At 73.4% G+C, this 14,829-nt stretch carries 12 protein-coding genes; 4 read left to right on the top strand and 8 right to left on the bottom strand.

Annotated elements, in window-relative coordinates; genetic code table 11:
• Position 1 precedes the first annotated feature (1 nt).
• The gene (locus WMF39_RS01775; protein ID WP_437743827.1) at positions 2-4,723 is read left to right on the top strand and encodes a sigma 54-interacting transcriptional regulator; all 4,722 of its coding nucleotides are present in this window, start codon (positions 2-4) and stop codon (positions 4,721-4,723) included.
• A 91-nt stretch (positions 4,724-4,814) separates the two neighbouring features.
• On the opposite strand, the gene WMF39_RS01770 is transcribed toward WMF39_RS01775, so the two are convergent.
• Positions 4,815-5,405 (bottom strand): Uma2 family endonuclease, encoded by a 591-nt coding sequence (locus WMF39_RS01770; RefSeq protein ID WP_437743826.1) that lies wholly within the window; start codon positions 5,403-5,405, stop codon positions 4,815-4,817.
• A gap of 120 nt (positions 5,406-5,525) precedes the next feature.
• On the opposite strand from WMF39_RS01770, the gene WMF39_RS01765 reads away from it, so the two are divergent.
• Positions 5,526-5,855, top strand: a complete 330-nt coding sequence (locus tag WMF39_RS01765; protein WP_437743825.1) for a hypothetical protein — start codon at positions 5,526-5,528, stop codon at positions 5,853-5,855.
• A 72-nt stretch (positions 5,856-5,927) separates the two neighbouring features.
• On the opposite strand, the gene WMF39_RS01760 is transcribed toward WMF39_RS01765, so the two are convergent.
• The 7 genes from WMF39_RS01760 to WMF39_RS01730 form a co-directional block, all read right to left on the bottom strand.
• Entirely contained in the window at positions 5,928-6,638 is a 711-nt protein-coding gene (locus WMF39_RS01760; protein WP_437743824.1) for a hypothetical protein, read from the bottom strand.
• Between the two features lie 363 nt (positions 6,639-7,001).
• The gene (locus WMF39_RS01755) at positions 7,002-7,262 is read right to left on the bottom strand and encodes a hypothetical protein (protein ID WP_437743823.1); all 261 of its coding nucleotides are present in this window, start codon (positions 7,260-7,262) and stop codon (positions 7,002-7,004) included.
• 146 nt (positions 7,263-7,408) lie between these two features.
• Complete coding sequence (locus WMF39_RS01750) at positions 7,409-8,632, bottom strand: matrixin family metalloprotease (protein ID WP_437743822.1); 1,224 nt, start codon at positions 8,630-8,632, stop codon at positions 7,409-7,411.
• Between the two features lies 1 nt (position 8,633).
• Positions 8,634-9,206: a hypothetical protein gene (locus tag WMF39_RS01745; protein WP_437743821.1), complete on the bottom strand. Its 573-nt coding sequence runs from the start codon at positions 9,204-9,206 to the stop codon at positions 8,634-8,636.
• Positions 9,207-9,681: 475 nt separating this feature from the next.
• The gene (locus WMF39_RS01740; protein ID WP_437743820.1) at positions 9,682-11,322 is read right to left on the bottom strand and encodes a tetratricopeptide repeat protein; all 1,641 of its coding nucleotides are present in this window, start codon (positions 11,320-11,322) and stop codon (positions 9,682-9,684) included.
• Positions 11,323-11,579: 257 nt separating this feature from the next.
• Positions 11,580-12,914, bottom strand: a complete 1,335-nt coding sequence (locus tag WMF39_RS01735; protein WP_437743819.1) for a LysM peptidoglycan-binding domain-containing protein — start codon at positions 12,912-12,914, stop codon at positions 11,580-11,582.
• Positions 12,911-13,318 carry a hypothetical protein gene (locus WMF39_RS01730; protein WP_437743818.1) on the bottom strand — a complete coding sequence of 136 codons (408 nt, stop codon included), beginning with the start codon at positions 13,316-13,318 and terminating at the stop codon, positions 12,911-12,913. Before WMF39_RS01730 ends, WMF39_RS01735 begins: the two co-directional genes overlap by 4 nt.
• A gap of 220 nt (positions 13,319-13,538) precedes the next feature.
• Between WMF39_RS01730 and WMF39_RS01725 the strand changes: the two genes are divergently transcribed.
• Together WMF39_RS01725 and ruvA are read left to right on the top strand one after the other, a co-directional pair.
• Positions 13,539-14,054: a hypothetical protein gene (locus WMF39_RS01725; RefSeq protein ID WP_437743817.1), complete on the top strand. Its 516-nt coding sequence runs from the start codon at positions 13,539-13,541 to the stop codon at positions 14,052-14,054.
• Positions 14,024-14,677, top strand: coding sequence for a Holliday junction branch migration protein RuvA (gene ruvA, locus WMF39_RS01720; protein WP_437743816.1), 654 nt, complete (start codon positions 14,024-14,026; stop codon positions 14,675-14,677). The genes WMF39_RS01725 and ruvA overlap by 31 nt, the downstream gene beginning before the upstream one ends.
• Positions 14,678-14,829 lie beyond the last annotated feature (152 nt).

Raw genomic sequence — 14,829 nt, 5'->3', positions numbered from 1 at the left:
GGTGACGTCGCGTCCGCTGTTTCCGCCGCGTTATGAGCCGATCGGGGCCCTCGGAAAGGGCGGTGGTGGCGAGGTGTGGGCGGTGCGCGACCGCCTCACCGGCAAGACGGCCGCGCTGAAGACGCTCGGCGAGGAGGCGGACGAGCCGGAGGTGCTCGCGCTCGTCCGCGAGGCGGCGGCGCTGTCGGGCGTCGAGGGCCTCGGCGTGCCGCGCGTGCTGCGCTTCGGCCGGCTGCCCGCGTCAGGGCGGCCCTTCATGGTGCGCGAGCTCGTCGAGGGGACGAGCCTCGCCGATCTGCTCGCGCGCAAGGGCGACCTGGCCAGGAACCTCGCGGCCATCGCCGACGCGGCCGATCAGCTGACGCGCCTGCACCGCGCGCTCCTGCTGCACGGCGACGTGAAGCCCGCGAACATCATCGTCGGCGAAGGCGGCCGCGCCACGCTCGTCGACCTCGGCCTCGCCGCGCCGTTCCGGGACGACGGCTCGCGGCCCGTGGGCCTCACGCCCCGCTACGCCGCGCCGGAGCTCTTCAAGGGCGACCCGCTCACCGTCCGCGCCGAGGTGTTCGCGCTCGGCGCGACGCTCGCCGAGGCCCTCCGCGACAGCGGGGGCGAGCGCGATCCGAAGGTCGTCGAGGCGCTCCAGGGGGTCGTCGACCGGGCGACCGCCAAGGACCCGAACGCGCGCTACCCGAGCGCCGACGAGCTCGCGAACGCGCTCCGGCGCGCGGCGCGGCTCCCCTCCGGGCCGGGAGAGGAGGCCGCGAGGTCGGGCGAGGCGGGCGCGCGGCCCGACGCGGACGCGGGCGCCGTGGTCTGGCCCATCGTCGGGCTGGACGCGCCCTCCACGCGGCTGCTCGCGCAGATCATGGCGCTGCCCGCGGGCGGCGGGCTCTCGATCGAAGGCCCGCGCGCTTCCGGGCGGAGCGCGCTGCTCCGGCGCATCGCGTGGTCGCTCGAGGTCGGCGGGTACGCCGTCGCGTGGGTCGAGGCGGCCCGCGTGGCAGACCAGCGCGAGGCGCTCTCGATCGAGCTGTCGGAGCACGATCTCGGCCGGGTGACGGCGCTCGTCGACGACGCCGATCGGCTCGGCGACGCGGCGATCGAGCGGCTCGACGAGGTGCGGAAGGCCGGCGGCAAGCTCGTGCTCGTGCTCGGGGATCCATCGGAGAGCGGCGCGAACCGGGGGCCAGGCGCGCCGCGCGGCGCGCCCGCTGACGACGCGCCTTCACCCGCGCGCCTGGGCCGCGGGTTCGAGCGCTTCGAGATGGCGCCGCTCGACGAGCAGGTCGCCCGCGAGCTCGTGCAGCGCACCATCCCGTCGCTGAGCGACGCGGTGGCGGCGCACGTCGTCTCCCGCGCGGGGCGGTGGCCCGGGCGCATCCGCGAGATCGTCGCGTGCATCGCGCGCGCGCCCGTCGCGTCGACCGAGGACGTCGATCGGCTGCTCGACGCGCCCCCGACGAGCGCGGTGGCGTCCGGGCCGGGCGGCGCGGGCGCCGAGGGGGCGGCGCTGCCGCCGGCGGAGATCCACCGGCTGCTCGACCGGGGCCACTTCGACGCGGCCGCGGAGGCGCTCGGGCGGCACGAGGGCGACGGCTCGGCCGCCGCGGTGCCCACCTTGACGATCGCGCGCGCGCGCCTCGCCATGAACCGCGGCGACACGGCGAGGGCGCTCGCCGAGCTCGGGCGCGTGAAGGACCAGGTCGAGGCCTCGCGCGATCACGCCCTGGCGGCGTTCTGGTCGCTGCAGATGGCCCGCGCGCTCGTGCGCGCCGGCGACTACGGCGAGGCGGAGCGCCGCGCGGGCGAGGCCGTGGAGCGGGTGGGCCCGCTCAAGATCGAGGCGCAGCTGACCGGCGCGTCGCGCCCCGAGCTCGCGACGGCCGCCGCGTTCGGCGCCTCGCCCGAGGCGATCGTCTCCGAGGCGGTGGCGACGCGCGGGCTCGCGCAGAGCTTCGCCTCGCGGCACGAGGACGCGAAGCGCACGCTGGAGCACGCGGTCCGGCTCGCGCGGCTCACGGGAGAGCCGCGGATCCTGTCGGTCGCGCTCGTGTCGCTCGCCTTCGCGCTCCAGCGGGACGACCACCTCAGCGAGGCGAAGGCGGTCTACGAGGAGGCGCTCACGGCCGCGGAGCAGGCCGGCGACGCGGGCACGCTCGCGACGACCCGCCTGAACCTCGCCGCGCTCACGAAGCTCCAGGGCGACCTCGGCGCGGCCATCCGCCACCTCGAGGCCGCCGTCGACCTGGGCCGGCGCTCCGGCCGCGTGGCGACGATCCGCCAGGCGCTCCTCAACCTCGCGAACCTCGACCTCTACCTCGGGCGGCTCGCGCGGGCCCGGGTGTCGCTCGACGCGCTCGCCGCCCAGCGCGCGGATCTCGCGCCGCAGCAGCAGGCGCAGCTGCTCGCGCTCGAGGCGGAGCACGCCGCGCGCTCGGGCGATCTCGAGCAGGCCGAGCGGCTCTGCCTCGAGTGCGCCGAGGCGTACGAGGCGATGGGCCGGCGCATCGACGGGGTCGAGGCGCGGCTCGAGCGCGTGCTCTTCGCGGTGGCGCGCGCCGGCGCGGATCCGCGCGCCCTCGGCGAGGAGATCGACGTGGCGTCGGAGCGCCTGGGGACGACCGGCGCCCACCGCGCCCTGCTCGCGCTCGCGCGCGGCCGCGTCGCGGCGCTCGCGCGCGACGAGTGGCGGGCCCGGGCGGCGTACGACGAGGCGCTCGACGCGGCGCGCGCCGCGGGCCAGCGCGACTGGATCTGGCGCGCGCTGGAGGCGCGGGCGCAGCTCGAGACGGAGCGGGGGCACCTCATCCGGGCGCGCCACGACCGCGAGGAGGCGCTGATCACGCTGGAGGAGATCGCCTCGAAGCTGCCGCGCGACCTCCGGGAGGTGTTCTGGAACGACGCGCGGCGCAAGGAGATCCGGGCGGCCGCGATGCTCGAGCTGATGAGCAGCCGCACGGTGCCGTTCACCCAGCAGAGCGCGGCGGCTCAGGCAGGCGCTGCGGCCCCCCAGGGCGAGGACCGGCTGGCGCGGGTCCTCGAGATCAACCGCGAGATCGCCGGCGAGCACGATCTCACGCGCCTGCTGGCGAAGGTGACCGATCATGCGATCGCGCTCCTCCAGGCGGAGCGCGGGTTCATCATCCTGCAGCGACCGCCGCGCGACGAGCTGCAGCAGGTCGGGGGCGAAGGCGCGGTCGATCTCTCGATCCACGCCTCGCGCGACCAGGCGGGAGACGACCCGCACGCGCGCTTCTCCAGCTCGATCGCCGAGCGGGTGATCTCCACGGGCGAGCCGGTCGTGACCGCGAGCGCGCGGGACGACGCGCGCATGAGCGATTACGTCTCCGTGCACCAGCTCATGCTGCAGTCGGTCGCGTGCGTCCCGATCCGGCAGCGGAGCGGGCAGGTGATCGGCGCGCTGTACCTGGAGACCCGGCTGAGCGCGGCGGCGAAGTTCGAGGTGGAGCTCCCGACGCTGACGGCGCTGGCCGATCAGGTCGCGATCGCGATCGAGACGGCGCGCCTCGTGAGCGAGAACGAGCGCCGCGCCCGCGAGCTGGAGCGCGCGAACGAGGAGCTGCGCGCGGCGCGCGCCAAGCTGGAGGAGCTCCTCGGCCACCGCACCGCGCAGCTGGCCGCGACGCGGCGGGATCTGCGCTCGGCGCGCGCGGTGATCCGCGGCCATTTCGGCTACGAGGGCCTGGTCGGCACGAGCGAGGCGATGCGCCGCGTCTACGCGCTCATCGACCGGGTGAAGGACACGGACATCCCGATCCTGATCACGGGCGAGAGCGGGACGGGCAAGGAGGTCGTCGCGCGGACGATCCACAACGCGAGCCCGCGGGCGAAGAAGCCGTTCGTCGGCATCAACTGCGGCGCGATCCCGGAGCACCTGCTGGAGAGCGAGCTCTTCGGGCACGTCCGCGGCGCGTTCACGGGCGCCGATCGCGACCGGAAGGGGCTCTTCCGGGAGGTGACCGGCGGCACCATCCTGCTCGACGAGATCGGGGAGATGCCGCAGAAGATGCAGGCGGGGCTCTTGCGTGTGCTGCAGGAGAAGGTCGTCCGTCCGGTCGGCGGCGCGCGCGAGGAGCCGGTCGACGCGCGGGTCATCGCGGCGACGCACCGGGATCTCGCCGACATGGTCTCGAGGGGCACGTTCCGCGAGGATCTCTACTATCGGCTGCACGTCGTCGAGGTGCGGGTTCCGTCGCTGCGCCAGCGGATCGAGGACATCCCGCTGCTCATCGACTACTTCCTCGGGATCTTCGCCGCGCGCTACGGCCGCGATCGCCGCAGCGTGTCCCGCGCCGCGCTGAAGCGGCTGTCGGCGTACACCTGGCCCGGGAACGTGCGGCAGCTCGAGAACGTGCTGCTCAACGCGTGGGTCCTGTCGGATCGCCCCGAGCTGGAGAGCGAGGACTTCGAGCTCCCCGACGCGGCGCCTCGGTCGCTGCGGGGCTCGCTCGACAGCGGCGCCACGCCCCCGCCGCGAGCGCCCGCTGGCGGCGGGGCGCCCGCGAGCGCGGGCCGGGCTCCGCCGTCGAGCGACCCACACCACGTCGAGACGTCGCTGGACGCGCACAAGGCGAGCGAGCGGGAGCGAATCCTTGTCGCGCTCTCGAGCTGTAACTGGAACCGGGTGAAGGCGGCGCAGGTCGTGGGCCTGCCGCGCCGGACGTTCTACCGGCGCCTCAAGGAGTACGGGATCCAGTGACGCGGAGGCCGCGCTCGGGGCAGGGCGCGGCGGAGAAGCTGGGGGAACACCGGCGCCCCGGCCGGAGCAGCCGTGTCAGCGCGGTGGCGTGTCACCTCGCCCAGAGGACCGAGAGCTCGAGCTCGATGGCCTCGAAGGGCTCAACGCGGACGCGAGCGGAGTCGTGGTGGACGACGGCGGGCCCCCAGCCCCGACCCGAGATGAGCGAGAAGACCTCCAGCGTCCGCTGGATGGGGTCGACCAGCCACGCGTGCCGCACCCCCTCGCGCGCGTAGATGGGCATCTTCTCGTCGCGGTCGAGCTCCTCGGTCGAAGGGCTCAGCACCTCGCAGATCCAGTCCGGGGCGAGCGCGAAATAGGCCGTCTCGGGCAGCTCGGGCATGCGCTCGCGGCGCCAGCCGGCAAGGTCGGGCACGAGCGCGTCGATCTCCCCCGGCGCGTCCGGCTCGGGGAAGTGCAGCTCCGGCTCGTCCAGGATGATCCAGCCACCCGGCCCGCCGCGTCCACGCTGGAAGGGGCCGATGAGCTCGGCTCCCAGGCCCGAGGACGTCCACGCGTGCTTCGGCGCCGGCCGGGGGAACACATGCAGGGTGCCGCGGACGAGCTCCGCCACCTTGTTCGGCGGGACAGCTTCGAGGTCGGCGTACGTCGCGCGGCGCTGCTTCTCGGCGGGCTGGCCCATGGGCGAAGCCTGCCCGGGGGCGGATGGCGCGGCAAGGCGGCGAGACGTGCGGGGTCGACCCGCCAATAACCCCTGGAAACGCCGCACTTCACGGCGCATCATTCCGGCCACGGGATCCACGTGAGCGATCGTTCGAACCTCGCCGCCTCCATCGACGGCGCGCCCCTCGCCGACGAGGAGGCGCGCGATCTCTGGACGCGGTTCAGCCGGTACATGGATGAGCACCGCGGCGACACGGCGGGCTTCGCGCGGGAGAACGGCTACGTGAGCGTGACGCCGACCTTCGAGCGTGGGCAGGCGCTGCTCGTCGTCCGGACGACGGAGGCGCCGCCGGAGAAGCCGGCCCAGCGTCCCGGTGGAGAGAAGCCGGCCCAGCGCCCCGGTGGAGAGAGGCCAGCGCCGCGCGGCGGAGGCAGCAGCAAGCCAGCGCGCGGCAGGCGGCGGCGCTGAGCGCCCACGGTACGGGCGCGAATCGCGAGCTGCCTCGATCCCGGCGGAGGGGCGCCCCGATCGGCCGGCGCCTCACCGCGACTTGCCGGCCCCTCCGGGGAAGTCCTTGCGCTTGATCTTGGCGCGCCGGCCGTCGGGGTGGTGGAACACGATCCCCTCGGCGAGGTGGCCGGGGGCGAAGCGGCTCTCCAGGTGCTGGAACAGGCCGTGGAGGCCGTCATAGGTCCTCGGGACGTCATCGTAGACGGGAATCTCGAGGTTGAACGGCACGACCATGTGCCTGGCGAGCCCGAGCGGGTTGCCCTGAATGCTCGGTCCGAGCGCCTCGGCCGAGTGCTCGCCGTCCGGCCAGCCCAGAAACTCCGTCCCGCGAACCGCCTCGAAGATCCACTTGTCTTCCGGACCGTGCTCGTCGGCGTCGACGTACCAGCCGTCGATGATTCCCTGCTGCTTCTGGAGCTTGCTCGGGTTCCTGCGCTTCTCGACCCGGACCACGTGGCCCGAGCGAATGGTCAACCGCACGTTCGTGCCGTCGAGCTTCTCGGTGGGACGGCCCTCGCCCGCAAAGACCCACTCGCACCCCTCCCGCGGCTTCGGGAGCACCTTGAAGTCGTCGCCGCGATCAAAAATCGTCGGAATCTTCTCCATGACCTGAATGCCCTTTCGTACCTGGCCGAGCAGCTCGTCAGGGGTGATGACACCCCCAGCGAGCCCGCTCGCCAGGGCGCGCACCAGCTCCGCGACGGAGGTGCTCGCCTCGAGCGCGACGCGCTTCAGCGCCATCCGCTCCTCCGGCGAGATCCACGCGACAAGGCGTGACCAGCCTTCGGGCGGAACCCATGTCGCGAGCTGCTGCGGATCCTTCCTCGGTCTGCCGCGCGGGCGGCCTGGCGCTGTCACGAGACTCAGGGTAGCCCGATTTTCTATTGTGTCAATTAGCAAAACAAGAATTGAGAGCGAGGTGGGAGAGGTAGGAACAGGTAAGACGTCGCGTGCTGCCCTCGTGTCGAGCGCTGCCCTCGTGGAGATCGGGAGCCAGGGCGAGCGCCGCGAAGGCGCGCGTGGACGCGCGCCTCGGGACATCGGGGCTCCGTGCGCGGTGACGCCCTGGCGCTGCAACAGGGCTGCTGGTCTGCCGCCGCGGGTTCAGTCGAGGAGGGTCCAGGTGGCCTTGGCGGTGCAGCCGTAAGCGTCGAGCGCGCCGGGGTGCGTGAGGGGGACGAGCTTGGTCTGGCCCTTGGCGAGCGGCCCGGTGACCGAGCGGGTGTAGGGCCCCGGATCGCCGTAGTAGTGCGTGACGGTGAAGGTGATCTTCGCCGAGTCCGGAACGCCAAAGAGCGACGTGTTCTTGATCGCGGCGTTCGGGTTGAAGATGCTGGGATAGGTGATCGAGCAGGAGAGGTTCACGGTCTTCGTGACCGGGCCGCCGCCGTCATCGCCGCCACCAGGTGTCCTCTCAGGTGCTCTCTGGCCCGGAAGAGCGCGGCAGGCCCAGACTCGATCCGCGCCGCCGCGGGGGCCGGCGCTCCCCCTGAAGCCCCGCGATCGAGCGCTCAGCGCCGGCGCCGTCGCGACGCCAGCGCGCCGAGCACGCCGAGGAGCATGACGCCACCGAGATCGGCCGATCGGCTGGTCGTCGAGCAGGAGCACCCGGCATCGCCGCCAGACTCCTCATCGCCGCTCTTCGGCGTGTCGTCCGGCTCGGCGCCGCCCGCGCCGCCCACCCCGCCGCTCGAGGCGACCGAAGAGCTCACGGTCGCGCCCACGGTCGATCCGCCGCCGGCCGAGGAGGAGGAGGTCGACACGCTGCTGCCGTCCGCTCCGCCATTGCCCCCGCTGCCGCCGGCGCCGCCGGCGCCGCTGCCGCCGCCATCGAAGCCAGCGCACTCGGTCGAGCACTCGGTCGAGCATTCCCCGCAGATGCACTCGAGGATGCGGATATACATGCCGGCCCCCTCGGCATCGTCATTCATGCATCGCTCGACGCACGCGTCGTCCTGGCACTCGTTGACACAACCGATGAATCCCCTGCACGCGATCGACGCACCGCACGCGTCATAGGGCGCCTTGCAGGTGCCCGCGAGCGAATCGTTCGAGCAGCTATCGCAGCTGCCGCCGCCGCCGCTGGCAGCGCTCGTGGCGCTCGCGACCGTGGTCCCGCCGATGGGATACAGCGCGCACACGCCATCGATGTCGTCTTGCTCGATGGTGCGCATCGACGAGCCCACGACATAGTAAGGGGTCATCGTCGCGCTCCGCTCGCCGGAGTGGCCGAGGCCCAGGAAATGCCCCTCTTCGTGCGTGGCGATCGACTGCGTGTCGACACAGCCGTTGTTGCCGGTGTCGTTCCAGCAAAACCCGACGTCGTTGAAGACCATGTCGGCGTCCACGATCGCGCCGTCGAAGCTCCAGACCGGCATCGTGACGCCGATGACCGAGTTGACGTCGCCGAGCATGTTCGGCCAGGAGGAGCTGATCCACTGAAACACGTTCTTGCCGTCGTTGTAGGTGTAACGATCGGTGGTGTCGCCGAGGAAGTCGACCTGCCACGCCGTACACCCCGCGTTCGACCACGTCTCGAACCCGGACTCGACACGGTCGACGGCGAAGGCGGAGATCTCGCCCGGGATCGTCGAGCGGTTGATGTAGTAGGCGACGGGCAGCTTGTCCCAGCGGGGGACCACGTCATCGAGCGGCGTCCACGCGGCGGCCTCACGGGCCACGGCGAGGGACGAGGCGGCGCCGAGCAGGGCGGCGAGGGCGACGCGGCGCCTCACCTCACTTCCCTCCCGCGATGCGCACGACGTCCGTCATGAGGCTCTCGATGGGCTCGACCTCCTCGACGGGCACCTCGACGGGCACGAGCGCGGCGCCGGTCCGCCGGACGAGGTGCAGCCCATCGAGGATGCGCCGCGCCATGCCCTTCTTGTCCACGTGATAGGCCGACAGCGCCAGCGCCGTGAGGTGCCACCGCCCCTTGTCGCCCGAGCGCAGGAAGACCACGGCGTCCTCGCCAGGCGAGAGCTTGGCGTCGCCGAGCAGCCGCTGTGTCTTGCCGTTGTAGGTCCCGCCCATCTGCTCCAGCACAATCATCTTCGAGCCCCCCTTGTCTGCCGCGCCGCCCTTGAGCGGCTGGGTGATCGTGAGCTCGGTGCGGGTCACGATCGATTTTCCGTCGTCGGATTCCGTCGTGTACGATCGACCGACGCTCACGCGCGCGATCGTCGCCGACTGGCGCACGAGCTCCTCCCGCGAGAGCAGGACGGCCGTCGTCGCGTCCGCGGGCGCACCGATGCCTAGCAGAGCGAGCGCAGCGGACAGGGCGAGCACTGCTTTCAAGCCTCTCTTCATGTAGATGACTCCTTAAGACATTCTTTTCTATCCCGAAGCGCGCGCGGCGGCCAACCAGGAAACAGCGCTGCAACGTGCTCGCGATGCCGTGGTGTCGCCCATCTGTCGTGACGGCGGATCATCACACCGCGGCGCGATGCCATGCCGACATGTACGGAAGCGGGCATTACCACCCGCGCCGTGGTGCGCCTGGATTTGTGCCGTACACGTAGACGACGCACTCCGGAGCTCTCGGGAGGAGATACCCTTTATCGGGTCATCCCGGCTCTCGGCAGCATCGGTCGGAGTCAGGATGGTTGTCCGTCGATCGGGTCGACTCGCCATCAGCGCCATCAACGTCTGTCTCCGCTCGCCGGGAGCGGCGCGCGGGTCCTCGGTGCGCGCCGCGCCGCCCGCGGCGGCCCAGGCGCGCGCCGCGGCGGAGCAGGCGCTCGCCCGGGCGCCCTCCGCGCCCCGGCGCGGCTCAGGGCCTCTCTCAGTCGAACCGCTTCAGGCCGTTCGGCGCCCTGGAGTCGCGCTTCGCGAAAGCCTCGTCCCGGGCCGCGACGCGGCCGGCGAGGACCGCCTCCGCGAGCTCGCGGCACTCGGCGCTGGTCGCGCGATCGGCCCGCGCGAGCGCCTGCTCCGCCGCGGCGCGCGCCTCGGCCGCGCGGCCCGCGAGCGCGTGCGTCCGGGCGATCTCGGCGAGGGTCGCCGAGAGCTCCGCGGCGTTGCCCGACACGTCCAGGAGCCGCTTCGCGCCGAGGTAGAGCGACAGCGCGCCGGCGAGATCCCCCTGGATGCGCGCCAGATCGCCCCGCGCCCGCAGCACGCCGGCCTGACCCGCGCCGTCCTCGAGCACCTCGAACAGGGCGAGCGCCTGCTCGTAGTCCGAGAGCGCCTCCTCCAGGTCCGACGCGTCGGCCGCCGCGACGCCCACGAGCTCGGCCACCAGCTCGAACTGCTTGCGGCGGAGATCGCCCCGCACCTTGAGCGTCGCGGCCTGCCCGCGGCGCTCGAAGCCCGTGCGGAACAGCGCGAGCGCCCGGTCGTAGTCGCGGACAGCGTCCACGAGGTCCTCCTGCACGGAGCGCAGATCGCCCCGCGCCTTCAGGACCGCGGCCTGGCCCAGGGCGTCGCGCGTCGCCGTGAACAGCTCGAGCCCCTGGTCGTAGTCCTTCTCGGCGCCCGCCAGATCCCCCTGCCGCACCCGGAGATCGCCGCGCGCCTTGAACACGCCGGCCTGCCCGAGGTGGTCCTCGGTCGCCTGGTAGAGCGTGAGCGCCCAGTCGTAGTCGCGCGCGGCGCCCGTCACGTTGTCCTGGCCGAACCGCATGTCGCCCCGCGCCTTCAGCACGCTGGCCTGCCCGCTCCGATCCCCCGTGTCCTGGAACAGCGCGAGCGCTGTGCTGTAGTCGCGCGCCGCTCCCGGCAGGTTGCGGAGCCGGACCCGCAGATCGCCGCGCGCCTTGAGCGCCCGCCCGTGCGCGGCGCCGTGAGGGCGGGCGCGCGGCGGCTCCGAGGGGCCCGGGGCGTCGGCGTCGGCGGCCGCCCCGCGCGACCCGGCCCGGGGCTTGAGCGGCTCGCGATCGCCGAGCTGCAGGAAGAGCTGGATCGCGAGATCGTAGTCGCACACCGCGCCGCCGAGATCGCCCTCCTCGGCGCGCGCGAAGCCCCGCGCCCTCAGCGCGTCGCCCTCCGCCGCGCGATCGCCCGCGGCCTGGAACAGCGCGAGCGCCTCGTCGTAGTCGCGCACCGCCTGCACGGAGACGCCCTCCCGCAGGCGCAGCGCGCCCCGATCCATGAGCACCTGGGCCTGCCCGAGCACGTCGCCCGTCGCCCGGAACAGCGCGAGCGCCTCGTCGTAGTCGCGCGCGGCGCCCGCGTGGTCGTTCCGCCGGAGGAGCAGATTGCCGCGCTCCCGCAGCGCGTGGCCGCGCGCCTCCGGCGGGGTGCTGTTGAGGCTCGGCGGCGCCGCGCTCGAACGGGGCCCCCGCACCACCCCCTCGCCGAGCACCTCGGCCAGCGATCCGCTCCTCGGCGTGCAGCGATCCGTCACGCTGTCGAACGAGCGCTGCGTGGGAGGATCGCCATCCACGCCCCTCAGCTCGGACTGGACTTCGGGAAGGCGACGCATGCCAGGCCGAACATCATACCGCGCCGGCGCCCCCCTCGTGGAGACATTGCGCGGTCAGCGCGGCGGCAGCGCTCTGTCCCTCTCCGCCCCCTCCCCTCCGCCCCCTCCCCTCCGCCCCCTCCGCCCCTCCGAGCGGCGGCGCGCCGACGGCTGGGGCCGCTGCCTTCGCGCACGTTGGCTCGCTCACGCAATCGGACGCGGGCCCGTGGGCTTCGCCCCGCACACCCCGGCCGTGAAACGCCGCAGGCGGTCGATCATCAGAGGCCCTTGCGCGAGATCAGCACCGCGTCCCGCTCGACCTCGTACATCGCGTGGGTCACGAGCGCCGCAGCCGTGCGCTCGCGCACATGCACGACCCGCAGCTCGGCGTAGGTCTCGTCCGGCAGCAGCTCCTCGTCGACGCCGAACTTCGGCTCGTCGACCTGCGCCGGACGCTCGTCCTGCACCCGCGGCCGGACCGTGGCCAGCCTGCCCGCGCCCCCGATCTGCTGCAGCCAGCGGTCGCCCCGCCGGACCGCGAAGAAGCGCTGCCCCGGCTTCACGCCGTCCTTCTCGCCCTTGTCGATGAACACCACCTGGTGCTGCCCGACGAGCTGGTAGGGGTAGACGGCCGCGATGATCTTCGCCTCGAGATCCGCCTCGGCGCCCACCGGCGGCACCACGTCGAGGCGCCGCAACACCGCGCCGACCCTGTCCGTGCGCTCGACCACGTCGAGCGACTCGATGAGCCGCGCGCGCACCATGTGCGTCTTCGGGTTGTAACGATCCACGCGCGCCGTGCCACGCACCGTCACGAGCTCGCCCTTCACGTCCCCGCTCTTCACCTTCTTGATCTCGCGGAAGATCGTCAGCTCCTGGCCGATCGCGACCTCGTGATCGTCCGAGAGGCGGAGGTAGACGTCGTCGCCCTCGCTGAGGAGCATCTGGTCGTCGGGGCTCGCGACGAGCTCCCCCCACGTGTCCTTCTTCACGTCGTCGACCCAGCCGAGCTCGCGCAGGAAGATCGTCTTCGACGGCACGCGCCCCCCTCGCCCCAGCTGGTTCGCGCCGAACCCGATGCTGCCGCGGGTCGGGCCCTCGCTCGGGTCGCGGAGCCGGATCCGGTCGCCCGGGTAGATCCAGTGCGGGTTCTGGAGCTGCGGGTTCAGCGCCCAGACCTGCGGCCACGCGTAGGGGTTCGTGTAGTACCTGCCCGAGATGTCCCAGAGCGTGTCGCCGCGCCGCACCGAGTGCGACTCGGGCACGAACTGCCCCTCGACGACGTAGCTGCCGTTCGCGCCGCCCTTCACCGAGGCGGGGCCCTCGCTCCGGCGGCCCAGATCGAAGCCGTCCGACGGGCGGGACGTGTCCGTCGTGCCCCGCGAGCTCGAGGGCAGGTGGGCGTTCGGATCGAACCCCGGCTGCGGATAACCCGGCACCACGACCTGCGTCTCGACGGTCGGCTCGGCCCTCGGGAGCTGGACCACGGTGACGCCCGGCGCCTGGCCGGCGCCCTCTTCGCCGCCCTGCTGGTCCTGAGCGCGCGCCAGCGGCGGCGCGGCGACGATCGGCAGAAAGACCAGGACCAGCGTTGCCTTCGCGGGGAACTTCATCGCTTGCGCCTCGACAGGGTGGAGGGGGGCGGGCTCGGCGGCGACGACCCGCCCGGGGGCTCTTCGATCACGGCGCCGTTCGCGGTCGAGCGGAGCACCGGCGGCCGCGCGCCGTCGTCCTCCGGCGCGAGCCGCACCACCTCGAGGTCAGGCCTGTCCGGCTCCTCCGGGGGCGCGGCGCGCGCCCCGGCCTCGTCAGGGCGCGCCGCGCTGCGGGCGCCGCCCTGCGAGCGCTCGAGCGAGCCCACACGATCCGCGAGCACCGCGTTCTCCGCGCGCACCCTGACGAGCTCCGCGCGCAGCTCGGAGAGCTGTCGTTCGACAGCGTCCCGCCCTCCGCCGCAACCGACGTTGAGCGCGGCGAGCGCGAGCGCCATCGCGCCGATGCCCAGGCCAATCCTCATGGGACGCCCAGCCTACCCGCCGCCGCGCCGGCCGGCCAAACGCGCGGCGATCTCCGCGCCCCGCGACGGGACGCCGCGCCCCCCGACGGGGCAACGCGCCGCGCGCACCGCGCCGGAACAACCGCACGCGACCCGAGGTGGGCGGCGCGACGTCACGCGTTACGGAGCGCGCGCAGTTCTGCTAGGGTCCCAGCCCGAGATCTGGGTGCGAGGGGTGAACGTGCGGAAACTCTTTCTGATTTTCCTTGTCGCGACGGCGTGCGCCGGCGCCGGCTGCGGAGACGACGGCCCTGGGCCCGCGGCGACGGAGTGCTTCGACTACAGCAAGTTCGACGGCACCGCGCCCGAGGTGAGCTTCGCGGGCGAGGTCCTCCCCATCTTCCAGCGGTCCTGCTCGTTCAGCTCGACGTGCCACGGCGCCGAGGCCGGCTCGGCCGGGTTCGCGTACCTCGGCCCGACGCTGAGCGAGCAGGCCACGCAGGCGCAGATCGACGCGATCGCGGCCCAGAACGTCGGCGCCGCGTCGAGGGCGCCCTCCGGGATGCCGCGCATCACGGCCGGCGACCCCGCGAACAGCTTCCTCATGCACAAGCTCGACGACACCCTGAGCTGCGGGGACCTCGAGTGCGCCCCCGACGGCTGCGGGGCCCCGATGCCCTTTGGCGGCGACCTCCTGCCCTCGGCGGAGCGCGACGCCATCCGCAGGTGGATCCAGCAAGGGGCCAAGGTCAATTGATCGGCCGGCTCTCCGGCCACGTCGTGGAAGAAGGCGACGAGGGCACGGTCGTCCTCGACGTCAGCGGGGTCGGCTACGAGGTGACCGTCCCGCTCGGGGCCGTGGGGCGCGCGCGTGGCATCGCCGCGAACGCGAAGGCCGGCTCGGACGCGATCACCCTGTTCGTGCACACCCACGTGCGCGAGGACGCGCTCCTTCTGTACGGCTTCGCGACGCGCGAGGACCGGGCGGCCTTCCGCGTGCTCATCGGCATCTCCAGCATCGGCCCGAAGATCGCGATGGCCATCCTCAGCGCGCTCGGCGCGGGGGAGCTCGCCGCGGTGATCACCCGCCGAGAGACCGCGCGCCTCACCGCCATCCCCGGCGTCGGCAAGAAGACCGCCGAGCGCCTCGTCCTCGAGCTGAAGGACAAGCTCGTCCACCTCCCCGCGGCCCCGCTCTCCCCCGCGGCCCCCCCGCCCGCGGACACAGGCGCCAAGCAGGACCTCCTGCACAGCGCGCTCACCCGCATGGGCTACCGCCCGGCCGAGGCGGAGCGCGCCGTCACCGCCCTCGGCGCGCGCGTCGACAGCGCCCCGCTCGGCGACCTCGTGCGTGATGCGCTCGCGCTCCTCTCCAAGTGAGCCACGCCGCAGCCCGTCCAGGTGAGCCACGCCGCCGGCGCCCGACGAGCCCGGCAAGCCGGGCCGCTCGCGCCAGGAAAACCGCGGCCGCTCGCGCTCGACAAAACGCGGCCGCCCGCGCCCGGAAAAACGCGGCCGCCCGCGCCCGGCGA

This window comes from Sorangium sp. So ce1504, assembly GCF_051521635.1.
GTDB classification, from domain to species: Bacteria; Myxococcota_A; Polyangia; order Polyangiales; family Polyangiaceae; genus Sorangium; species Sorangium cellulosum_B.
This window is presented reverse-complemented; position numbering and strand designations above follow the sequence as displayed.